This is a genomic window from Pseudoalteromonas sp. SCSIO 43095 (genome assembly GCF_023650455.1).
Lineage (GTDB): Bacteria > Pseudomonadota > Gammaproteobacteria > Enterobacterales > Alteromonadaceae > Pseudoalteromonas > Pseudoalteromonas tetraodonis.
Genome location: NZ_CP087995.1, coordinates 18,588 through 41,983, shown reverse-complemented (window position 1 = coordinate 41,983; position 23,396 = coordinate 18,588). Strand labels below are relative to the sequence as shown.

The 23,396-nt window shown below is 41.7% G+C and carries 20 protein-coding genes and 6 pseudogenes; 8 read left to right on the top strand and 18 right to left on the bottom strand.

Annotated features, from left to right (window positions below; all coding sequences use genetic code 11):
* The first annotated feature begins 15 nt into the window (after positions 1-15).
* A complete protein-coding gene (gene ntrC, locus LOC50_RS00245; protein ID WP_069440218.1) occupies positions 16-1,401 on the top strand; it encodes a nitrogen regulation protein NR(I) in 1,386 nt (461 codons plus the stop codon).
* 31 nt (positions 1,402-1,432) lie between these two features.
* Positions 1,433-1,891, top strand: a complete 459-nt coding sequence (locus tag LOC50_RS00240) for a Crp/Fnr family transcriptional regulator (protein ID WP_036980927.1) — start codon at positions 1,433-1,435, stop codon at positions 1,889-1,891.
* A gap of 1 nt (position 1,892) precedes the next feature.
* On the opposite strand, the gene LOC50_RS00235 is transcribed toward LOC50_RS00240, so the two are convergent.
* Positions 1,893-2,558: a hypothetical protein gene (locus tag LOC50_RS00235; protein WP_250653411.1), complete on the bottom strand. Its 666-nt coding sequence runs from the start codon at positions 2,556-2,558 to the stop codon at positions 1,893-1,895.
* A 54-nt stretch (positions 2,559-2,612) separates the two neighbouring features.
* Positions 2,613-2,891, bottom strand: a complete 279-nt coding sequence (locus tag LOC50_RS00230) for a hypothetical protein (protein WP_036980922.1) — start codon at positions 2,889-2,891, stop codon at positions 2,613-2,615.
* Between the two features lie 240 nt (positions 2,892-3,131).
* On the opposite strand from LOC50_RS00230, the gene LOC50_RS00225 reads away from it, so the two are divergent.
* From LOC50_RS00225 to LOC50_RS00210, 4 genes and pseudogenes are all read left to right on the top strand, one after another.
* Positions 3,132-3,515 (top strand): RNA-binding S4 domain-containing protein, encoded by a 384-nt coding sequence (locus LOC50_RS00225; protein WP_138626642.1) that lies wholly within the window; start codon positions 3,132-3,134, stop codon positions 3,513-3,515.
* Positions 3,516-3,611: 96 nt separating this feature from the next.
* A complete protein-coding gene (locus LOC50_RS00220) occupies positions 3,612-4,040 on the top strand; it encodes a hypothetical protein (RefSeq protein ID WP_138626621.1) in 429 nt (142 codons plus the stop codon).
* A 198-nt stretch (positions 4,041-4,238) separates the two neighbouring features.
* A pseudogene (gene acnA / locus LOC50_RS00215) lies at positions 4,239-6,984 on the top strand (aconitate hydratase AcnA).
* Between the two features lie 157 nt (positions 6,985-7,141).
* A pseudogene (locus LOC50_RS00210) lies at positions 7,142-7,379 on the top strand (hypothetical protein).
* 10 nt (positions 7,380-7,389) lie between these two features.
* Here LOC50_RS00210 and LOC50_RS00205 read toward each other — a convergent pair.
* From LOC50_RS00205 to LOC50_RS00190, 4 genes and pseudogenes are all read right to left on the bottom strand, one after another.
* Positions 7,390-7,922: pseudogene (locus LOC50_RS00205) on the bottom strand (DUF4124 domain-containing protein).
* 136 nt (positions 7,923-8,058) lie between these two features.
* Positions 8,059-8,799 (bottom strand): phosphoadenylyl-sulfate reductase, encoded by a 741-nt coding sequence (locus tag LOC50_RS00200; RefSeq protein ID WP_028835921.1) that lies wholly within the window; start codon positions 8,797-8,799, stop codon positions 8,059-8,061.
* Between the two features lie 43 nt (positions 8,800-8,842).
* Positions 8,843-10,541: pseudogene (cysI, locus tag LOC50_RS00195) on the bottom strand (assimilatory sulfite reductase (NADPH) hemoprotein subunit).
* A gap of 62 nt (positions 10,542-10,603) precedes the next feature.
* A pseudogene (locus LOC50_RS00190) lies at positions 10,604-12,419 on the bottom strand (assimilatory sulfite reductase (NADPH) flavoprotein subunit).
* A gap of 297 nt (positions 12,420-12,716) precedes the next feature.
* Between LOC50_RS00190 and LOC50_RS00185 the strand changes: the two are divergent.
* Positions 12,717-14,330: pseudogene (locus tag LOC50_RS00185) on the top strand (endonuclease).
* Positions 14,331-14,631: 301 nt separating this feature from the next.
* Here the strand turns inward: LOC50_RS00185 and rpsQ are convergent.
* From rpsQ to rpsJ, 11 genes are read right to left on the bottom strand one after another with little or no spacing between them, the layout of a single operon-like run.
* The gene (gene rpsQ / locus LOC50_RS00180) at positions 14,632-14,889 is read right to left on the bottom strand and encodes a 30S ribosomal protein S17 (RefSeq protein ID WP_008108356.1); all 258 of its coding nucleotides are present in this window, start codon (positions 14,887-14,889) and stop codon (positions 14,632-14,634) included.
* Positions 14,889-15,080 carry a 50S ribosomal protein L29 gene (rpmC, locus tag LOC50_RS00175; protein ID WP_004588692.1) on the bottom strand — a complete coding sequence of 64 codons (192 nt, stop codon included), beginning with the start codon at positions 15,078-15,080 and terminating at the stop codon, positions 14,889-14,891. The genes rpsQ and rpmC overlap by 1 nt, the downstream gene beginning before the upstream one ends.
* Positions 15,080-15,493, bottom strand: a complete 414-nt coding sequence (rplP, locus tag LOC50_RS00170; protein ID WP_008108352.1) for a 50S ribosomal protein L16 — start codon at positions 15,491-15,493, stop codon at positions 15,080-15,082. Before rplP ends, rpmC begins: the two co-directional genes overlap by 1 nt.
* Positions 15,494-15,505: 12 nt before the next feature.
* Positions 15,506-16,207 (bottom strand): 30S ribosomal protein S3, encoded by a 702-nt coding sequence (rpsC, locus tag LOC50_RS00165; RefSeq protein WP_008108350.1) that lies wholly within the window; start codon positions 16,205-16,207, stop codon positions 15,506-15,508.
* A 12-nt stretch (positions 16,208-16,219) separates the two neighbouring features.
* The gene (gene rplV / locus LOC50_RS00160) at positions 16,220-16,552 is read right to left on the bottom strand and encodes a 50S ribosomal protein L22 (protein WP_004588690.1); all 333 of its coding nucleotides are present in this window, start codon (positions 16,550-16,552) and stop codon (positions 16,220-16,222) included.
* A gap of 13 nt (positions 16,553-16,565) precedes the next feature.
* Positions 16,566-16,844: a 30S ribosomal protein S19 gene (gene rpsS, locus LOC50_RS00155; RefSeq protein ID WP_004588689.1), complete on the bottom strand. Its 279-nt coding sequence runs from the start codon at positions 16,842-16,844 to the stop codon at positions 16,566-16,568.
* 15 nt (positions 16,845-16,859) lie between these two features.
* The gene (gene rplB / locus LOC50_RS00150) at positions 16,860-17,684 is read right to left on the bottom strand and encodes a 50S ribosomal protein L2 (RefSeq protein ID WP_007376192.1); all 825 of its coding nucleotides are present in this window, start codon (positions 17,682-17,684) and stop codon (positions 16,860-16,862) included.
* Positions 17,685-17,701: 17 nt separating this feature from the next.
* Entirely contained in the window at positions 17,702-18,004 is a 303-nt protein-coding gene (gene rplW, locus LOC50_RS00145) for a 50S ribosomal protein L23 (protein ID WP_006791359.1), read from the bottom strand.
* Complete coding sequence (rplD, locus tag LOC50_RS00140; protein ID WP_008108340.1) at positions 18,001-18,606, bottom strand: 50S ribosomal protein L4; 606 nt, start codon at positions 18,604-18,606, stop codon at positions 18,001-18,003. Before rplD ends, rplW begins: the two co-directional genes overlap by 4 nt.
* Before the next feature lie 17 nt (positions 18,607-18,623).
* Complete coding sequence (rplC, locus tag LOC50_RS00135) at positions 18,624-19,259, bottom strand: 50S ribosomal protein L3 (protein ID WP_008108338.1); 636 nt, start codon at positions 19,257-19,259, stop codon at positions 18,624-18,626.
* A gap of 27 nt (positions 19,260-19,286) precedes the next feature.
* The gene (gene rpsJ / locus LOC50_RS00130) at positions 19,287-19,598 is read right to left on the bottom strand and encodes a 30S ribosomal protein S10 (protein ID WP_002957900.1); all 312 of its coding nucleotides are present in this window, start codon (positions 19,596-19,598) and stop codon (positions 19,287-19,289) included.
* 427 nt (positions 19,599-20,025) lie between these two features.
* Between rpsJ and plsB the strand changes: the two genes are divergently transcribed.
* Complete coding sequence (gene plsB / locus LOC50_RS00125; RefSeq protein ID WP_250653409.1) at positions 20,026-22,464, top strand: glycerol-3-phosphate 1-O-acyltransferase PlsB; 2,439 nt, start codon at positions 20,026-20,028, stop codon at positions 22,462-22,464.
* Between the two features lie 52 nt (positions 22,465-22,516).
* Here the strand turns inward: plsB and tesB are convergent, their stop codons facing one another.
* Entirely contained in the window at positions 22,517-23,374 is an 858-nt protein-coding gene (gene tesB / locus LOC50_RS00120) for an acyl-CoA thioesterase II (protein ID WP_036980904.1), read from the bottom strand.
* Between the last annotated feature and the right edge of the window lie 22 nt (positions 23,375-23,396).

The window sequence follows — 23,396 nt, the reverse complement described above, 5'->3', positions numbered from 1 at the left end:
TACTTTGGAGTTTGCATGAAAACAGCTTGGCTTGTAGATGATGATGCCTCAATTCGCTTTGTACTAGAAAAAGCACTGACTCGCGCAGGGTTTGAAGTAGAAAGCTTTGCAGATGCGCAAAACGTTCTTAATGCACTAAAATTTAGTCAACCCAGTGTGTTAATTTCAGATGTAAGAATGCCGGGGATGGACGGGATGGCGTTACTTGAGCTAATAGCTGAGCAAACCCCTAGCCTACCCGTTATTATTATGACCGCACACTCTGATTTAGACTCAGCGGTTAATGCTTTTCAAAAAGGTGCGTTTGAGTACTTAGCTAAACCGTTTGATTTAAATGAAGCCGTTGCGCTAGTGGAAAGCGCCTATCGTGCTAATTCGACCAAAAAAACCAAACGAAAAAGCGCGCCACCCAAAAGCGCTCATATTATTGGCGAAGCCCCTGCTATGCAGGAAGTGTTTCGTGCTATAGGCAAACTCTCAGCATCGAGTATGAGCGTACTCATCAATGGTGAATCAGGTACCGGTAAAGAGTTGGTTGCCAGCGCCTTGCACAATCACAGCCCGCGTAAAGAAAACCAATTTATTGCTCTTAATATGGCCGCTATTCCTAAAGAGTTAGTTGAGTCTGAATTATTTGGCCATGAAAAAGGCGCTTTTACGGGGGCCGATAGCGTGCGTAAAGGGCGCTTTGAACAAGCCAATGGCGGTACCTTATTTTTGGATGAAATAGGTGATATGCCGCTTGATGTACAAACCCGCTTATTACGCGTATTAGCCGATGGCGAGTTTTACCGCGTTGGCGGCCATCAAAGTATAAAAGTGGATGTGCGCATTATTGCCGCTACTCACCAAAATTTAGAAGAGTTGGTAAAACAAGGTAAGTTTAGAGATGACTTATTTCATCGTTTAAACGTGGTTCGTTTACGCTTGCCAGCTCTTCGCGAGCGCCCCGAAGACATAGAACGCTTAGCGCTACACTTTTTACATAAAAGTGCAAAAGACCTGCAAGTAGATAGTAAAGTACTTAGCCCTAAAGCGATTAAACAACTGTGTTTATTTAATTGGCCAGGAAATGTTCGCCAGCTTGAAAACACCTGTCGATGGTTAACTGTAATGGCACCTGGGGAGCTGATTGGTGAGCAAGATTTACCCCCTGAAATTATTGATAATGCCGCCGCAACCCAAGAAGGCGATTGGCTAGATTCATTTCAGCAATGGCTTAATCAAGAATTTAAACAAGGTAAAGACAATATTTGGCCGGATATTCAAGCCCAGCTAGAAACCCGCTTAATAAAAACAGCACTCGCTAATTGTTCAGGCCATAAGCAAGAAGCCGCGGTAAAAATTGGTTGGGGTCGCAATACGTTGACCCGTAAATTAAAAGAGCGCAATATTAGCTGATATTTTATAAGGCTAGCGCCCTAGGTTATTGATGAAGTTAATTGAAAACATCCCTTTGTTTAAGCAAATGGAAATTATAAATCGCTTAGAATTCTTTAAAGAATTCACGCTTAATGAACGTCAAATTCTTTTAGAGTCGTTTGGATTATTATACTTAGTAAGTAAAAATCAGTTTTTATTTAAAGAGTTTGATAATGACAAGCGACTGTTTATTGTCCTCAGTGGCTCCTTGATGGTGTTTAAGCATAATCACCTTCTAGAGCTAGGCACCATAGAGCCTGGTGAATTTATAGGTGAAGGCGCGTTTATTAATAACCGAGAGCGCAGCATTAATGCACGCGCCAAAGAAAATGCTATCGTACTGGCTATTACAGCCGATGCCCTTACCCGCCTACCTAATGTTATACGCGAAAAAATTAAAGACCGTATTATTGAAGGAATGAGCCTGCGCATAGCTAAACTAAGCGAGCATATAGAAACCCACGGTTAAATCAGTCCATATAAACAATTTGTAGTGAACAATCAAGCCAACCGGGGGTGTTAACGCTTGCGATAAATGTGTAGGTATCTGACGGCTTGGCGCCAAAGGGGGTATTTACAAGCGGCTGCGAATGACTGTATGTTTGCGAATAGTCTTTATAATAAACAACAACATAACCATATAAATATTCCCAACTTAGCCTCACGATTGCGCCACTTGGTAATGTAAACTCAACAGCTTCATTTGCAAATTTGACTGCTAAACCATTGTATTTATCTTCGCTGCAATGAGTTGTTCTCAGCTGTTTAGGCATAACAAAATTTCTATTGGCATCAGCATTTTTTATATAAAAGCCTATATTGCCATTACCATAAAAATGATTTGAACGACTTGTATAATTAACTTGTGGCGCGTACCCTAGCTCTTGCATTATAGCTGCAAGTTGCTCCGTCTCTTTGGGGTAAATTTTATCGCTTGAGAGTAGTAATGTGGCCTCACCAAAATCTGATGGGATTGCTAGTTCTACATATTCATAGGGAAGAGTTTGTGCATTTAGTGCAGCATCTAGCTGTTTGCGCTGTTCACCTTGCAAGTTTTCAATAAAAACATAAACAGTAGGTCGCTGGCACGCAGCTAATAAAAACACCAACATACATATTAAAATTCCATTTTTCATTATCACCCCAAATGATTACAAGTGTAGTCTATAAGGAGGACTTAAAATGGCAATTTAATTTATTTGGTTATTTAACCATGCATCAACACTCTGGCGATTATAAAGTACTTCATTAAATAAACGATGTCGTTCAAATACCAGCTCGCTTTGTTTGGTTTTAAGCCCGCTGACTAACTGACTATGGGTGTCATTAAACTTGGAGATAACTGAAAAACCACGTTTAGTGTCTTCTTGTACCTGCTGAGCCAAATGCTTTCTAACATCATCAGCAGTTAACATATCTGAATTATCTAAGCCCATTAGCTCTTTTTTCATCGCTAATCTTATGCCCATGTTTTACTCCACTGTTTATATTCAATTTCTTTTTACGACAGATATTGGCAATAAGCGCGCCAATGTGTAGTTTTTTCACGCGAAGTGTAGTCTTGAATTACTTCAGTTTTTTTAAAGACAAATGAAAGAGGTAAAAAGTTTCATAAAAAATGCACAATCATCGCATCTAACAAACGCACTTTGGTGCAAAATAACCAGCTAGCCTTTATACTACAGCTAATGCCCCCACAGAGAAACATGATGAACGAAGAGTATATAGAAATTGAATTAGAAGAAGAGCCTATAGAGCTTTGTAAATTATTAAAAGTATTAGATCTAGTTGAAGGTGGCGGCCAAGCAAAAAATCTAATTAGCGGTGGCTATGTGGGTGTTAACCATGAAATTTGTACAATTAAACGGAAAAAATTATACAGTGGCGATGTTCTTACATTTGATGGCGAGTTGTTCCAACTGACGCTAAGTGAAGATGCTACTCCAGCAGAACGTCCTGTTATTGATGAATCAATTGTTGCAGAAAAAGCCGCGCCCGTAGCAACAACAGAGCCAGCTAAAAATAAGCGCAAACGTACTAAAAAACCTAAAGTGGATGAAAAAACGGGTCGTCGTCCTATTTCGTTTGGCTAACATTCGCTTACGTCACATGTGTTATTAAAAGCCAGTTTGCATCACTGGCTTTTTTATTCTTTAATAGAATATCAATAATAAAAAATCGATGTTTACATGTCAGAAAACACTGCAAACCGCTGGATAAAACCCGTACTCATCACCGCCCTGTTATGGAATATATTAGGTGTTTTTGCATTTAGCATGCAGCTATTATTAACACCCGAAATGGTAAGTAAACTCCCACAAGAACAACAACTTGCTTATAACAGCCAACCTCTATGGGCTACTTTAGCGTTTGCTATTGCAGTATTTGGCGGCGCATTAGGGTGTGTACTTCTATTATTCAAAAAGTCACTAGCCACATTAACATTAATAATCTCTTTGGCAGCGGTTTTAGCTCAGCAATATTATAATTTTTTGATTATTAATAGCATCAGCTTGTTTGGCGTTAGCGCTATTTTTATGCCTATTGCAGTGACCTTAATTGCGATTGCATTGGTGTATTTAAGTTTCCACTTAAAACAACAGGACTACTTTAAATAACACTTTTTTAAGTTTAGTTTTGTGGCCAATTATTACTCAGAGCATCCCTTGAATTTTAACTTTTGGCCTTCATCTCTATTTATATAACAGTCAAGAAAATTACACTGCATGGTATTTTTATCATGGTACACAGTTTGCAAACTACTACAGAGGTCACTTTTTCAAGAATATCAATCTAATTTATTGAAGGGACAAATAATGAAAAATAGTTTCGACACCCAACAACAGCTTACTATCAATGGCGAGCAATATCATATTAACTCGCTCAAGGGACTTGGCGATAAAGCCAAACGCCTGCCTTTTTCGTTAAAAATATTACTAGAAAATTTATTGCGTAATGAAGATGGTGTGAATATTAAAGAGCAAGATATTCAGGCACTACTAGATTGGGATCCAAAGGCTAAGCCCTCGGCCGAAGTAGCCTTCACCCCTGCCCGCGTAGTAATGCAAGATTTTACCGGTGTCCCTGCTATTGTTGACTTAGCCGCCATGCGTGATGCGATGGAAAAACTTGGTGGCGATCCTGCAAAAATAAATCCGCTTTCTCCGGCTGAACTGGTGATCGATCACTCAGTACAAGTGGATGGTTACGGTCAAGATGGCTCATTCGACTTAAATTCAAAACTAGAATATGAACGTAATAAAGAGCGCTACGAGTTTTTACGTTGGGGTCAAACCGCATTTGATAATTTAAAAGTAGTGCCACCAGCCACAGGTATTGTCCATCAAGTAAATTTAGAATACTTAGCACGTGTAGTGTTCAATGATACAAAAAACGGTAAATCGTTAGCCTATCCAGATACACTGGTTGGTACTGATTCTCACACAACCATGATCAACGGCCTAGGCGTACTCGGTTGGGGTGTAGGCGGTATTGAAGCAGAAGCCGCCATGCTTGGCCAACCTATTAGCCTACTTATTCCTCAGGTCGTTGGCGTTAAATTAAATGGCCGCTTACCTGAGGGCACTACAGCAACCGATTTAGTACTTACTGTTACTGAAATGCTGCGTAACCACGGTGTGGTAGGTAAGTTTGTTGAGTTCTATGGTGACGGGCTTGCCGACTTACCACTGGCCGACAGAGCGACTATTGCCAACATGGCACCGGAATATGGCGCAACCTGTGGTATTTTCCCTATTGATGATGAAACGATTAATTACTTACGCTTAACTAATCGCGATGAAAAGCAGCTTAAACTGATTGAAGATTACGCAAAACATCAAGGTTTATGGCGTAATGATGGCGATGAAGCACATTATACCGATAAGCTAGAACTAACTTTAGATGATGTAGTACCAAGTCTTGCTGGCCCGAAACGTCCACAAGACAGAATCACACTGGATAAAGCCGGTGATGTTATTGGCCAACACTTAAAAGATTTCCAAGACGAACGTATGGCACGTCGAGATAAAAGCGATGAAGAGCAAGCGCGTATTGAAAGTGAAGGCCCTACTACCAATCCTGACGAACCCACTGATGAAGCGCAGTTTATGGGCGCAGCAAAAGTTAACTTTAATGGCCAAGAGTTTGAATTAAACGATGGCGCCTGCGTCATTGCTGCAATCACAAGCTGTACTAATACCTCTAATCCAAGCGTAATTTTAGCGGCAGGATTAGTGGCTCAAAAAGCACGTCAATTAGGTATTAATGTAAAACCTTGGGTTAAAACGTCTTTAGCACCAGGTTCGCAGGTGGTTACCGATTACCTTGAAAAAGCAGGGTTAATGGATGATCTTGATGCGCTTGGTTTTAACTTAGTTGGTTATGGCTGTACCACCTGTATTGGTAACTCTGGTCCATTAGCGGATGAAATTTCAGAAGCTATTCAAAAGCATAAACTAATTGTAAGCTCTATTTTGTCGGGTAACCGTAACTTTGAAGGGCGTATTCACCAAGACGTTAAAATGAACTTCCTCGCGTCGCCACCACTTGTAGTAGCTTATGCTATAGCAGGTAGAACCGATATTGATGTATACAACGAACCACTTGCGCAAGACGAAAATGGTAACGATATATACCTTAAAAATATTTGGCCAAGCGTTAAAGAAGTGAGTGAGCTTGTAAAAAATACGGTAACTAAAGAAATGTTCGAAAAAAGCTACGCCAATGTTTACGATGGCGACAGTCGCTGGCAAAAAATTCAAATACCTGATGGTAAGCTTTACGATTGGGATGCTGCCTCGACTTATATCAAAAAAAGCGCCATTCTTTGATGGTATGAGTGTTGAACCGCCGGGGATCCCAAAAATAGAAGGTGCGCGCTGTCTAGCTAAACTAGGCGATTCAGTGACTACCGATCATATTTCACCAGCAGGTGCGATTAAAGCGGAGGCACCCGCAGGACTTTATCTACAAGAAAATGGGGTAGAAAAAGCACAGTTTAATTCTTATGGTTCTCGCCGTGGTAATCACGAAGTGATGATGCGTGGTACATTTGCTAATGTGCGCCTTAAAAACTTACTCGCCCCCGGTACTGAGGGCGGTGTAACCCGCACTCAACCTGACGATAAGCTAGAGAGCATTTATGATGCGGCAATGGCATATCAAGAGAGTGGAACACCATTAGTGGTTCTAGCAGGTAAAGAATATGGTACCGGCTCCTCACGAGATTGGGCTGCAAAAGGTTCATTACTACTCGGTATTAAAGCTGTGATAGCACAAAGCTATGAGCGTATTCACCGCTCGAACCTGATTGGTATGGGCGTATTACCTTTACAATTTAAAGAGGGTGAAAGCCATGAGTCATTGGGCTTAACGGGGCAAGAACAATTTGATATTCAAGGTTTATACGACAAAACCGACGAAGTCAGTGTCATTGCCACTAACAGTGAAGGTAAACAAGTTAGTTTTAGTGCCGATGTGCGTATTGATACCCCTAAAGAGTGGGATTACTACAAACATGGCGGGATTTTGCAGTACGTATTACGCAATATGCTCGACTAACTAGCCATTAAACAAGGTAGCTTAAAAGCCTAGCTCAGCAATGAGCTGGGCTTTTTTACATTCGCTATAGAGTAAATATTGATACACCCTTGCGCTAAATCAATGTTGCTCTATCAAGATACCATACACTAAGAAGACACGCTGCGCAGAGGTCGCCATGTCTTCAATAGTAATGATAAAGACTGCTTAAAACATCTATTTTGCTTGGGTTATGCCTGATTGTGACAGGCCATGTATTAATTGTATCGAGCTACTTTACCAGCCAGTACGGTATTAAAGGCATTATTACTGCAGCAGCGTGCATTGCAATTGGTGTGTTTTTATCACTGCCAACTAAAATTTATTTAACCATATTATTAATGGAAGCAGAAAAGCGCTACTTGAAATCGCAGTAACTCCCAAGGGCTAAAAGCCGCTGAAACTTTCGACTTCTTTACTGCGTTGCTCAATTCTCTTTTTGGCTTTTTCAGCATCTTCAAACAACTTATTGATTGACTCACTGTTGTATATTTCAGGCGCTCGCTGAGGAAAAGGTTTTGCCGCAGATTTAGCACTACCACTTAATATAGCCGTATCTTCGGCTACCACAACATTAATATCTGCGGGATCAAGATGCACTTCAATACTCTTGCCATTTTTATTTGGCACATCGGAGAAATGCCACTGCCCTTGCTCATCTTGCCACTTATAAATTTTACTTTGAGAGTCAGATGCTAACGGTGACGATGTGATTTTATCTCCTACTTTTTTAAGCTCAAGTGTGAGCTGTTCGAATGTATTAGATGAAAGCGCTACCACTTTATCTTTAATAGAAAAAGATTCATTTTTTAATCAATGAGCTGGTGAGCCAAGGTTGCCCATTTGGCTTTTTAAGATAAAACAAAGAGATAAGAGCAATGACCATTACTGATATTGCTAAGTAAGGTAAAGTATTTCATAGCGTTCCTGCTGTAAATTTAATCCTTTATTATCATTAATATAATAAAAAAACAGCAGTCAGGCAATTATTTTCCACAAAATAAAAACGCAGCTTTAGCTGCGTTTTTAAATTTATAGCTTTGAATAATAAGGTAATTAAATTCCATCACCATCAATATGCAAGCCACACTCACGGTTCAGCCCAAAAAAGCGGGTTTCTTCTTCGCTCATTCCTGGCTCTAATTTACGCGTAGTGTGTACATCACCCATAGACACATAACCTTGCTCCCATAATGGGTGGTATGGCAGATCATGTTTAGTGAGGTATTGGTACACATCACGATTATTCCACTCAATAATAGGGTACACTTTTACTGTACCCCGGCTTATTTCTAAAACTTGTTTTTCAGCACGGCTCGACGATTGATCTCGACGCAAACCACTAAACCAAGTGCTCGCGTTAAGCTCTTTTAAAGCACGCGTCATTGGCTCTACTTTATTGAGCTGGTTGTATTGCTTAATACCTTCTTCACCAAGCTCCCATAGTTTTCCAAATTTAGCCTCTTGCCATGCAGGGCTCAACTGCGCTTTATACACTTTTAAATTAAGTGATAAACGCTCGCTCATCTGATCGATAAACTGATAGGTCTCTGGAAATAGATAACCCGTGTCTGTTAGTACAACAGGTATATCGGGGCGCTGTGATGTCATTAAATGCAACATTACCGCTGCTTGAATACCAAAACTCGATGATAAAAACGCGGTGTCAGGCAAGTGCTCTAGCGCCCATGCAACGCGCTGCTCAGCATTCATGTTAGCCAGCAAACCATTCGCATCAGCTAACATAGCCTGTTGGCTTTGCTTATCTAGCTGTAATATGTTTTTAAATTCACTCATGGTCAATTTTTAAACCTCACCAGCGCGGTGCGCTGCTTTTAAATTATGCGTAAAAATCGGTAACAGATACTTTTACTTCTGCAACAATACCCCTTGCGAATAACAAAATCACCAAAGCATTCGCCTTCATTGCGCTCACTAACCCATTGTCCAATAAGCTTATCAAATGCCTCTAGGTAAACTTCTTCGCCCACATTTTCAAGATAAAGCTTAGGGATACGCGTACCCTCCGTATTCCCGCCAAGGTAAACGTTGTACTTACCTGGGCCTTTACCTACTAATCCAGCTTCAGCTAGCATGGCACGACCACAGCCGTTAGGGCAGCCAACCACACGCATAATAATGCTGTCATTTGGTACTCCATGCTTGGCCAATAAGCCTTCTATTTTTTCAATTAAACTCGGTAAGTAACGCTCGGCTTCAGCCATTGCTAAAGGGCAAGTGGGCAGTGATACACACGCCATTGAGTTTTTACGTTGCTCAGTGTCTTTGTCATCAATCAAACCGTGTTCACGCGCTATTTTTTCAATGATTGCTTTTTGATCCGCAGGCACACCGGCAATAATTAAGTTTTGATTGGCGGTCATGCGAAAATCACCTTGATGAATTTCTGCAATCTTACGACACCCTGTTTTTAGTGGCTTATTGGGGTAATCTAAAATACGACCACTTTGAATAAAGAGCGTTAAGTGATGTTTACCGTCAATGCCTTCAACCCAACCAATGCGATCCCCTCGATGAGTAAACTCATAAGGGCGGCTTGGTGTAAAACTCACGCCTGCACGTTTTTCAACTTCTGCTTTAAATACATCAGACCCAACACGGTCAAGTGTGTATTTAGTTTTTGCGTTTTTACGGTTAGAACGATTACCCCAATCACGTTGCACAGACACTACGTGCTCCGCAATTTTTAAGGTATCTTCAAGGGCAATAAAACCAAAATCATCGGCTTTACGTGGATACGTTGCAGTATCACCGTGGGTCATGGCAAGCCCCCCCCCTACTAGCACGTTAAAACCAACTAATTTACCGTTATCAGCAATTGCCACAAAGTTTAAGTCGTTTGCATGAACATCCACTTCATTATTTGGTGGAATTGTTACTGTGGTTTTAAACTTACGCGGTAAATAAGTTGAGCCTAAAATTGGCTCTTCTGTGGTTTCACTTTTTTCGCCATTGAGCCAAATCTCTGCATACGCTTTGGTTTTAGGTAATAAGTGCTCAGAAATCTTTGCCGCCCACTCATACGCCTCTTGGTGTAACTCAGACTCAACAGGGTTAGTGGTACAAAGTACATTGCGGTTCACGTCACCGGCGGTTGCAATAGAATCAATACCCACGCTATTAAGTAATTGGTGCATACCTTTAATTTCAGGTTTTAATACACCATGAAACTGAAATGTTTGGCGCGTAGTTAAACGAATACTGCCATAGCTGGTTTTCTCCCCAGCAAACTTATCAATTGCTAACCATTGCTCGGGCTTAATAATGCCGCCAGGCATACGCGCACGCAGCATGACACTATGTAGTGGTTCTAGCTTTTGTTTAGCACGCTCGGGACGAATATCGCGGTCATCTTGCTGGTACATGCCATGAAAACGAATTAACTGGAAATTATCGGCAGTAAAACCACCGGTAATTTCATCTTTTAAATCTTGCGCTATAGTGCCGCGTAAAAAGTTACTTTCTCTTTTCAAACGTTCGTTATCAGAAAGCTTTACGGTTTTATCTTGTTCGCTCATTTTAAATCCTAAATTTGTTACAGTGACGGCTGTTAGCTTTTAATAAAATAAACAACGTGTACTTAGTACACGTCTTTCTGATAGCGATTTGCGCTACGCAAATCTTTTAAATATTGGTCGGGCCTCTTCATTACTTTTGCCGGTATTTTCGCTAATGATATCAATTAAGGCATTGTGTACATCTTTAGCCATGCGGTTTGCATCGCCACACACATAAAAATGAGCACCCGCTTCTAACCAGTCAAACACTTCTTTTGAGTTTTTACGTAATTTGTCTTGTACGTATATTTTTTCGGCTTGGTCACGACTAAACGCCACGTCAACTTTGCTTAATAGGCCTGATTTTAAATAGCCCTGAATTTCTACTTGGTATAAAAAGTCTTGGGTAAAGTGTGGGTTACCAAAAAACAGCCAGTTTTTACCCGTAGCCTCTCGCGCATCACGCTCTTGTAAAAAGGCACGGAACGGTGCAATACCTGTACCTGGCCCTACCATGATGATCGGTGTGTCATCATTTACTGGTAAGCGGAAGTTGTCATTATGTTCACTAAATACTTTTACTTTACAGCCTTCTTGCGCTCGGCGTGCTAAATAGCCTGAACAGCCACCTAAATGCTCTGTGCCAAACGCTTCAAACTCAACCAGTGCAATAGTTAAATGCACTTCGTCCTCAACCTCGCTTTGGCTAGAAGCAATTGAATATAAACGCGCTTGTAATTTACGTAGGCAATCAACCAGTGTTTGCGCCTCTAATTTAGCTGGGTTTTGTGCAACCACATCAAAAATTTGGCGTGGCTCAATGTATTCACGCATTGCGGCTTTATCTTCCACAAGCTTAAGAAGTTCAGGCGTGCCTGTAGCCGTGGCATATTTTTCTACAAAACCAGGGTACGATTGTGTCAGCTCTAGTTTTTCAATTAAGGCATCACGCACGCTAAGTTCTTCATCGCCAAGTTTGACGCGGCTAGTTGGATCAATTTGCGTTTGCGCTAGTAGCTCATCTACACGGGCTTCATCATTTAAAAAGTAAATGCCTAACGAGTCACCCGGCGTATACGTAATGTCAGACCCTTCAAGTGAAATTTCAATATGGCGCACATCTTTGGTTGAGTCACGACCGGTAATTTTTTGCACTAAGCTTAGCTCTGCCGCAAACGGGTTTTGCTTAGTGTATTGGCTAGCCGCTGTTGTGGGCGTGCCAAATGACATTGATACAACTTGGCCGCCTGTGGCATCTTGCTTAGCTTTTAAATCTGGCTCAAACGCATTTAATGCGCCCTCAATCCAAGTGGCGGCTTCGTCATCGTAATCAACGTCTAGGTCGGCACGTTGATAAATAACGTCTGCACCGAGATTAGTTAAACGCTCTTCAAAGTCTTTAGCGGTTTGACAGAAAAATTCATAGCTAGAATCACCTAAACCTAATACCGCGACTTTAACACCATCAAGCTTTGGCGCTTTTTTGGTAATTAAAAATTCATACAGTGTTTCGGCGTCTTCTGGTGGCTCACCTTCACCATAAGTTGATACAACAACGGTTAAAAACTTTTCTTTTTTCAATGCGGTCGGTTTGTAATCTGACATGCTAACCAGCTTTGCAGCTAGCCCACGAGATTCAGCTTGCTCTTTAAGCTTAGTCGCCACCGCTTTAGCGTTACCTGTTTGTGAACCATACAAAATAGTAAGTACGGCTGCCTCAGAGCTTGCCGGTGTACCTGCAATTGGCGCACCTAGCGCTGCTGAATTAGCATTAGCAGCCAAATAGCCGCTAACCCACGCTTGCTGAATTGGATTAAGCTCAGCCACTAAACCTTGTAGCTTTTGAACTTGCTCTTGCGAAAGCGGACTTGCTAGCGCATTGAGTTGACCTAACAACATGAATTTTTCCTCATAACCCTGAACGTTAAACACAATGCTTGTTCACATTGTTTAAAATGAGTGCCACCTCATTCAGAAGGTTCTGTTGAGGTTAATTGAGTATGCAGGATAGCCGTCTAAGCATAGATAAAAAAAGAATAGAATCTGCTTTGATATTCCATTTAGTTATTAATCTAGTTAAAAACCAGTGAAATTAACCTAAAGGGTTTTTATTGCATTTTATGAAATTCTAATTTAACAATTTTGTAACCTTTATAATCTAAGGTATATTACGCAAACTATAAAATAGAAACACCTATGTTACACGGTATATATAAAAACAAATTACTTTTGAGCGCGTTGTTATTGAGCTCTTTGCCTGCGATGGCTAATGTGGTTAATGGCAACTTTGAACAATGGACAGGCAACACTCCACAAGCATGGACAGTCATTGATAGTGGTATTTAACGTATCTGCCAACAGCGCAGTCGTGAGTACAGGCTTACAAGCAGCAGCGATTAGCGTTAATACTGGCACACAAAGTAACACTGACTTTTTACAGCAAGTCGCAGTTGAAATGGGCAAAACTTATGAGTTCTCAGTGGATGTGTATCATACCGAAGGTCATCTTAAGGCGCGTTTATTTATAGATGGTTATCAAGGCTACTCAAACCCTGCTTTAACAAACCAGTGGCAAACCATAACTTACAGCTATACCGCTGATAGTAGTAAAACGATTGATGTCGGTTTACGCTTTTACGATACAAGCGGCTTTGATGGTAGTGAGTTAGTTTATGTTGATAACTTCTACCTAATAATGACAGCGGCGGCGGTTCTCCAAGCTGCGCAGATAACAGCCTTACTTTTAACCTAACCACAGATAACTATGGCGAAGAAACCAGTTGGCAAATAACACACAACCAAGCTGGTATGGTTGCAAGCGGCAGTGGATATGCTGCCAAAACCCAATATACCGAACAATTATGTTTAACCAATGGCGGCTATACATTTACTATTAATGACAGCTATGGCGATGGTATTTGCTGTTCATATGGCGGTGGCAGCTACGCCTTGAATAATGAAGCCAATTTGCTTGCCAGTGGATCAAGCTTTCAAGCAAGTGAGTCTACCGCATTCTCGTTAGGTGCTACTCAGCCAACACCGACGCCAACCGGCTACTATGTTACAACTCAAGGCTTAACTGGCTACACGCTAAAAACTGAGCTTTATAACATTATTAATAACCATAACGCTCAAGGGTATTCTGCTATTTGGAGTTTTTACGACGCATCAGCACGCGATAAATACTTTGAAAATGATAATAGTATTTTAGATATGTACAGTGAAAAGCTAAATGGAGTTGATAGCTACACTTATACTGCTGTAAGCGATCAGTGCGGTACCTACAATGGCGAAGCCGATTGTTATAACCGTGAACATTCATTTCCTAAAAGCTGGTTTGGCGGCACCATAGAACCAATGAACTCTGATGTTCATCATATTTACGCCACTGACGGCTATGTAAATTCAAAGCGTAACAACTTCCCGTTCGGTGAAGTGGCCAGCGCTACGTTTACTTCAACCAATGGCAGTCAATTAGGTTCTGCAAGTAGTGCAATTAATTACACTGGTACTGTGCTTGAACCTATTGATGAATTTAAAGGTAACTTTGCTCGTGCTTATTTTTACATGTCAACACGCTATCAAAACGTAATCGGCTCTTGGCAAAATAACACTACGGCTAGTAATGCCGTACTTAACGGCTCTAGTAACCAAGTATTTGAAAATTGGGTCGTGGCTATGTTGTTAAAATGGCATAACAACGACCCCGTTAGCCAAATGGAATTAGACTGCAATCAAGCAGCGTTTGAGTTTCAAGGTAACCGAAACCCGTATATCGATCACCCTGAACTTGTAGAGATGATTTGGTAAAAGGCTTTTGGCTTTTGGCTTTTGGCTTTTGGCTTTTGGCTTTTGGCTTTTGGCTTTTGGCTTTTGGCTTTTGGCTTTTGGCTTCGCAGATAAGCATATGCCTTTGCACTTGCAAAGGCTTTTCTTACGCCCATTTTATAATATTATTTTTGCACTTAGGTTCGTAACACTCAGCCCAAACTACGGCGCTATAATTTACTTCTGCCAGCTAAAGGCTGAAAGTTTAGTGCTAAAAACTGCTCTAAACGTAAAAAGCCCCAGCTAATGCCGGGGCTTTTCATAAAACAGACTTAATTAAAAATTAAGCTTGTTTTGGACGTTCAACAACATCTACCAAAGTCCAAGATTTGTTCTTAGAGATTGGAGCGCATTCACGGATAGTGACAGTGTCACCCGCTTTTGCAGTGTTATTTTCGTCATGTACGTGTAACTTAGTCGTACGTTTGATGAATTTCCCATAAATTGGGTGCTTCACATAACGTGCGATAGCAACAGTGAAAGATTTTTCCATCTTGTCGCTGATTACACGGCCTTGAAGAGTACGAATTTTATCGCTCATTATTGACCTGCCTTCTGGTTAATAATTGTTTTTACACGCGCGATATCGCGACGTACTGTTCTTAGCGTGTGTGTCTGAGCTAACTGACCAGTGCTTGCTTGCATGCGCAGGTTAAACTGCTCACGAAGAAGACCTAGAAGTTCAGCATTTAGCTCTTCTACGCTTTTATCTTTTAGTTCGCTTGCTTTCATCACATTACCGTCCGAGTTACGAAAGTTGTTTTGAATGGCAGTTTACGAGCAGCAAGGTTAAACGCTTCACGAGCAAGCTCTTCTGAAACACCTTCCATTTCGTAAAGTACTTTACCAGGCTGAATTTCAGCAACCCAATATTCAACAGAACCTTTACCTTTACCCATACGAACTTCAAGAGGTTTTTCTGTGATCGGCTTGTCAGGGAAGACACGGATCCAGATTTTACCTTGACGTTTCACGTGACGCGTCATAGCACGACGAGCTGCTTCGATTTGACGAGCAGTCATGCGGCCACGACCAGTAGCTTTCAAACCGAAAGTACCGAAGCTTACTTTGTTACCGTTTTGCGCTAAACCGCGGTTGCGGCCTTTGTGCATTTTACGGAATTTTGTACGTTTTGGCTGTAACATTACTCGCTACCTCTACTTAGCACTTTTTTTGGCTTTCTTTGGCGCGCGTTTAGCTGGCTTCTCTTGCTCTTGTACTAGTGGTAAACCACCAATAACTTCGCCTTTGAAGATCCAAACTTTAACACCAATGATACCGTAAGTGGTTAAGGCTTCAGAAGTTGCGTAGTCGATATCAGCACGAAGAGTATGTAGAGGTACACGACCTTCACGATACCATTCTGAACGTGCGATTTCTGCGCCGCCAAGACGACCGCTAACTTCAACTTTAATCCCTTTAGAACCGATGCGCATTGCATTTTGTACCGAACGCTTCATAGCGCGGCGGAACATAACACGACGCTCTAGCTGAGAGGCAATGCCGTCTGCTACTAGTTGTGCATCTAGTTCTGGTTTACGTACTTCAGAAATATTAATCTGAGCAGGTACACCAGCGATTTTAGTTACCGCTTGACGTAATTTTTCTACGTCTTCGCCTTTTTTACCGATAACAACACCCGGACGAGCCGTGTGAATAGTTACTCGGATAGATTTTGCTGGACGCTCAATAACGATTTTAGACACAGAAGCCGCTTTTAATTCCTTAGTAAGGAATGTACGTACTTTGTGATCGCCAAAAAGCTGTGCAGAGAAATCTTTTGAATTCGCGTACCAGGTAGAAACCCAAGGTTTAGATATACCTAGGCGAATACCAGTAGGATGAACTTTTTGTCCCATTACTTATATCTCCTAGCTATCTGAAACCACAACAGTGATGTGGCTTGTACGCTTAAGGATGCGGTCTGCGCGTCCTTTAGCACGTGGCATAATACGTTTCATTGTTGGACCATCGTCCACAAAAATCGTTGTTACACGTAGCTCATCAATGTCAGCACCTTCGTTATGCTCTGCGTTAGCAATAGCAGACTCAAGTACTTTCTTAACTAATACAGCCGCTTTTTTCGGGCTGTACGCCAGGATTTCTAGTGCGCGATCGACAGGTAACCCGCGGATCTGATCTGCAACTAGACGTGCTTTTTGCGCCGAACCAGAGGCGAATTTATGTTTAGCTAATGCTTGCATTTATCTTCCCCTCTTAACGTTTCTTCGCTTTCTTATCCGCAGCATGGCCACGGTAAGTGCGAGTTGGTGCAAATTCACCTAGTTTGTGACCGATCATTTCGTCAGAAACGAAAACTGGTACATGCTGGCGACCATTATGGACAGCAATGGTCAATCCGATCATGTTAGGTATGATCATTGAACGACGGCTCCAAGTTTTAATTGGCTTCTTTTCACCGCTTTCCAAAGCTTTCTCTACCTTCTTCAGCAAGTGTAGGTCTATAAAAGGACCCTTCTTGAGAGAGCGTGGCATGGCTATTCCTCAATATTACTTAGTACGACGACGTACTATAAATTTATCCGTACGCTTGTTCTTACGCGTCTTAGCACCTTTAGTCGGCTTACCCCATGGAGACACAGGATGACGACCACCAGATGTACGACCTTCACCACCACCGTGTGGGTGATCAACCGGGTTCATGGCAACACCACGAACTGTCGGACGAATACCACGCCAGCGATTTGCACCTGCTTTACCAAGTGAACGAAGCATATGCTCAGCATTGCCTACTTCACCTAGTGTCGCACGACAATCAGATTCAACTTTACGAACTTCGCCTGAACGAAGACGTAATGTTACATATTGACCATCACGTGCAAGGATTTGAACGTATGCACCAGCAGAACGTGCAATTTGAGCACCTTTACCTGGTTTAAGTTCTACGTTGTGAACAGTCGAACCTACAGGCATATTACGCATTGGTAATGCATTACCAGGTTTGATTGGTGCATCAACACCAGACTGGATTGCATCGCCAGCTTTTAAGCCTTTTGGTGCGATAATGTAACGACGCTCACCGTCTGCATATAATACAAGAGCGATGTTTGCGCTACGATTTGGATCATATTCTAAACGCTCAACAGTGGCTGGAATGCCATCTTTAGTACGTTTAAAATCGATTAAACGGTAATGCTGCTTATGACCACCACCGATATGACGAACCGTAATACGACCATTGTTATTACGACCACCTGATTTAGAGTTTTTCTCTAATAGTGGTGCGTAAGGTTTACCCTTATGTAAATCTGGGTTAACCACTTTAACTAGGTGACGACGACCCGCAGAAGTTGGCTTACACTTTTGAAGTGCCATAATTCTAACTCCCCTTATTACTCGGCGCCGCCGACAAAGTCCAGCTCGCTACCTTCTTTAAGAGTAACGTAAGCTTTCTTCCAGTCGCTACGACGACCGAAACGCATGCCAGTACGTTTTGTTTTACCCTTAACGTTAAGTGTGCGAACACCAGTTACTTCTACTTCAAAAAGCTTCTCAACTGCCGCTTTAATTTCAGCTTTAGTTGCATCATTTACTACTTTGAAAACAATTGTGTTGTTTTCTTCAGCAGCAATTGTGCTTTTTTCAGAGATATGTGGAGCAAGGATCACTTTTAAAAGACGTTCTTCACGGATCATGCTAGCGCCTCCTCAAGTTGCTTAACAGCAGCAGCTGTAATTAGTACCTTATCGAAAGCAATTAAGCTTACAGGATCGATACCAGCTACATCACGTGTGTCAACCTTGTACAGGTTACGTGCCGATAAGAAAAGATTTTCATCTACTTCTTCAGTCACGATAAGAACATCTTTAAGCTCAAGTTCTTTAAGCTTAGCAACTAGTTCTTTAGTTTTTGGTGCTTCAAGACCAAAACTTTCAACAACGATTAAACGCTCTTGACGAACTAATTCAGATAAGATGCTTTTGATCGCACCGCGGTACATTTTACGGTTTACTTTTTGGCTGTGATCTTGTGGTTTAGCTGCGAAGCTAACGCCACCTGAACGCCAAATTGGACTACGGATTGTACCAGCACGTGCACGGCCAGTACCTTTTTGAGCCCATGGTTTTTTACCACCACCGCTTACTTCAGAACGTGTCTTCTGAGCACGAGTACCTTGACGAGCACCTGCTGCGTATGCAACAACTACTTGGTGTACTAATGCTTCGTTAAACTCACGTCCAAAAGTAGCTTCAGAAACTTCAAGAGCGCCAGAAGCGTCTTTAATTGCTAATTCCATCACTAAATCTCCAGGACTTATGCTTTAACAGCTGGTTTAACGATAACGTCACCGCCGATAGCGCCAGGTACTGCACCTTTAACTAAAAGCAGGTTACGCTCAGCGTCAACGCGAACTAGTTCAAGGTTCTGAGTTGTTACTTGCTCATTACCCATTTGACCGGCCATTTTCTTACCTTTAAACACCTTACCAGGTGATTGGTTTTGACCGATTGAACCAGGAGCACGGTGAGATAGAGAGTTACCATGTGTAGCGTCTTGCATGCTGAAATTCCAGCGCTTAACACCACCTTGGAAACCTTTACCTTTAGAAGTACCGGTTACGTCAACTTTGTTGATTTCGTTGAATAATTCAACCGTAAGCTCTGCGCCTACTTCAAAATCGCCTTCACCACCATTTAGGCGGAATTCCCACAGACCGCGACCCGCTTCAACACCAGCTTTAGCGAAGTGACCCGCTGTTGCTTTGTTTACACGGCTTGCTTTTTTAGTGCCTGCGGTTACTTGAAGCGCGTTATAACCGTCTGTTGCGTCAGATTTGATCTGAGCAATGCGGTTAGGAGTCGCTTCAATAACTGTCACAGGGATAGATACACCATCTTCAGTGAAGATACGTGTCATACCCACTTTACGACCGACTAGACCTAATGCCATTTTCCTAAAACCTCTCTAATCTTCCGATTAACCCAGGCTGATTTGAACATCAACACCAGCAGCAAGGTCTAAACGCATAAGTGCGTCTACAGTCTTGTCAGTTGGTTCTACGATGTCGATCAGACGTTTATGGGTGCGGATCTCGTACTGATCACGCGCGTCTTTATTAACGTGCGGTGATGTAAGTACAGTAAAACGTTCAAAGCGTGTAGGTAGTGGAATTGGACCACGTACTTGTGCGCCAGTGCGTTTCGCAGTTTCCACGATTTCCGCCGTTGATTGGTCAATCAAACGGTGGTCAAAAGCTTTTAGGCGAATACGAATGCGTTGATTTGACATTCTTAAACCTCAATATAAAGAGCATTTAAAGAGCATAAAAAAACGACCGAAACAATCTTAATAATTAAGATGCCGGTTGTTAGATTATATCTACGTTGAGTTCCAAATCGGAACTCCTGTTTATTAGCTTGAAATCCAAGCTTAATTTATTCTTTCTTGTTCCCGAGGGAATTTTGAAAGCCTGCGTATTATAATGATGCTGGTGATAAATGCAACAACTATTTAGACATAATTGCCTTGTAATTGTCGTTTAAATAACAGTCAAGTTTATCAATAGTGAACGTAATGGAAGTGATGATGTCACTATAATGTCATAGCTTGTCGATTAATCTGCAGAGGATTTTTTAGATTATATGTTATCCTATGCGCTAATTTTGCTGTTATATACCCATATTGATTTGGGTAACTACTCTCTTATGGTGAGTCAATGCGTATTTTAAATTATGGTTTAAATCTTATCTCTGGTGGTATTAGCCGCTTGTTTGTTAAAAGCAAAGTACTGCCGGAGAAGCCGTTAGAGCAATTTGAGTTAAACCCTAAAAACCCGACCTTTTATATAGTGCGTTTAAATTCACGCTTTGATTTAGCGGCACTCGCGCGCGTATGTAAACGAAATGGCTTGCCCGACCCTACCGAGCAGCAAGTGTTAGGTGACCAAGCGTTAGATCGTTTTATTGGCATTAAAAACCCATCACCGTTATTTGGTAATAAAGAAAAGCCTACCAACGCATTAGATCAGGGCAAGCAAATCATTGAACATTTATTATATAGTGGCCAAAAAAATGTGCAGGTTGTGCCTGTGACTATTTTATGGGGCAGAGCGCCGGGTAAAGAGAAGCCAGGACTGAGTACTTTACTTTCGCACTCACTTACGCCCAGCTGGTTTAGAAAAATATTTGTTGTACTTTTTTCAGGGAGAGACAACTTTATTCGTTTTAGCCAACCACTCGATTTATCACTATTGGTGAACGAAAAAGCCGATGTAAATGAGCTTCCGCATAAACTACTTCGCGTAGCTAGAGTACACTTTAAGCGCCAGAAGCTGGCTGCCACAGGGCCTAAAATCCCATCTCGAGATCAATTATTTAGCTCACTACTGGCATCCCCAACGATAAAAAAAGCGATTCAAACTGAAGCGTCTGAAAAAAATATTAGCCAAGCCCAAGCGCGACAAAACGCATTAAAGCTTCTTGATGAAATTGCTGCTAATTACAGCGACGCCACCATTCGCGTTGCCGATCGCATATTAACCTGGCTTTGGAACAAGCTGTATAATGGGATTGATATAAAGTACACCGAGCAAATCCATGACCTAACCAACAAAGGCCATGAAATAATCTACATGCCGTGTCATCGTAGTCATATGGATTACTTGCTACTGACCTACTCTATTTACCATCAAGGGCTTGTTCCACCGCATATTGCAGCGGGTATTAACTTAAACTTTTTCCCAGCCGGTGGCATATTCCGCCGCAGTGGCGCGTTTTTTATTCGCCGCTCGTTTGCTGGTAACAAACTTTACTCAGCGGTATTTAAAGAATACTTAAGCCAGTTATTTATCAAAGGTTACTCGGTAAAGTTTTATACCGAGGGTGGGCGCAGCAGAACGGGACGTTTACTACCCCCTAAAACAGGCATGCTCGCAATGACAATGCAAGCCATGTTGCGCGGTATAGACAGACCGATATCTATTGTGCCGGTATATATTGGTTACGAGCACGTCATGGAAATCAATACCTATTTAAAAGAGCTGGCTGGGAACGATAAAAAAGGCGAGTCGATATTAGGTATTTTTAAAGCAATTAAAAATTTAAAAAACTATGGTCGTGGTTATTTAAACTTTGGCGACCCTATTTCTATCAATCAGTATTTAAATGATAACCAGCCTGACTGGCGTGAATCAATTCATGCAACCGATGTGCAAAAACCACAATGGTTAGGGCCGCAGGTGGCTAACCTTGCAGATCAGGTTATGGTTAAAATTAACAATGCCGCCGCACTTAACTCTGTTAACCTACTGGCGATGATACTGCTGGTAAACGATAAGCAGGCATTGAGTAAGCCAAAGCTGTTAGCTCAGCTTGAGTTTTACTTACGATTGCAACGTGAAGCAAGCTATAGCAGTAAAATAACCGCACCAGATGAAACACCAGAGCAGCTACTTGAACATGCCTTAAAACTTAACAAGTTTGACGTGATCAGTGATGAGTTTGGCGAAATAATTGCGATAAGCGATAAAGAAAAAACCTTATTCAACTATTACCGTAATAACATTTTGCATATTTTTGCGGTGCCTAGTTTAGTGGCGCTGCATTTATTTAAGCAACATCAAAGCACCGTAACTCAGTGCCATCAGCTGGTGAAATCTTTTTATCCATTGTTTGCTAAAGAGTGGTACTTGCAAGAGTTAGATGAGAGCTACGTTACTCGTATTTTAACTAACTTTAGTGATCAAGGCTTAATTGCGCTTGATGGTGATAACATTAAAGTGACTCAAAATAACGATAGCTTTGCCAAACTCGAAATGCTCGGTCGTGCATTGAGCTTTACTTTGCAACGTTATGCGATTGTGATTGGCTTTATTCAAACCAGCCAAGGGATTGAAAAAGCAGAGCTTGAACGTGAAAGCTATGTGCTGGCGCAGCGCTTGGGTACGTTACATGGCATTAAAACGCCAGAGTTTTTTGATAAAAAGGTACTCAGTAGCTTTATTTCAAACCTACGCGAACAAAAGCTGATTAGTGAATCAGACAGTGGCTTACAAGGCAGCCCAGCGTTGTGCGAGACTTACAAGCAACTACAAACGCTATTACCGGCACGTATTTGGCAGTCAATAACAGATATTGTGCACGCTCAATGCAAGTAAAATAAAACCATACCCACTATATTGAAGGTATTCAATATAGTGGGTATTAGGATTAGCGCTGGCGCATTACCCCTTCTTGAATAGTAGAGGCTACCAAGTTTCCTTGGCGGTCAAAAAACTGCCCACGTACCAGCCCTCTTCCTGAGCTCGCGCTTGGGCTATCAATAGTATATAAAATCCAATCATCCATTCTAAACGGACGATGAAACCACATAGCATGGTCAATCGTCGCCACTTGCATATTCGGCTGCATAAACGACACGCCATGTGGTTGTAATGCGGTTGGTAAAAATTCAAAGTCGGACGCATACGCTAATAAATAGTTATGAATACGTTGATCGTCAGGCATATCGCCATTGGCTTTAAACCAAATATGTTTTACTGGTTCAATGGCTTCTGGTTTAAAGGGGTTATGAAAATTCACTGGGCGCATTTCAATCGGCATTTCACGAATAAATTTATTACGGATAGCTTCTGGAATATGCTCTGCATTTTCTTGATAAAACTCTAATGAAGAACGTAACTCTTCAGGAGCTGGAACATCTGGCATGGTCGCTTGATGCGATAACCCTTGCTCTTCACCTTGAAACGACGCCGTCATGTAAAAAATTGGTTTACCGTACTGAATCGCACTGACACGTCGAGTGCTAAAACTTTTACCATCACGTATAGCTTCTACATCGTACACAATCGGTTTTTCAGCGTCGCCAGGGCGTAAAAAGTAAGAATGTAATGAGTGAACAATTCGCCCCGCTGGCAGTGTTTCTTTGGCTGCTGAAAGCGCTTGCCCCATAACTTGACCGCCAAACACCGCTCTAAAACCTAAGTCTTGGCTTTGTCCGCGGTATAAACCTTGTTCAATTTCTTCAAGTGATAACAACGACAATAAATCATCTAATACTTGGCTCATTATTTCTTCCTCAATCCCCTAA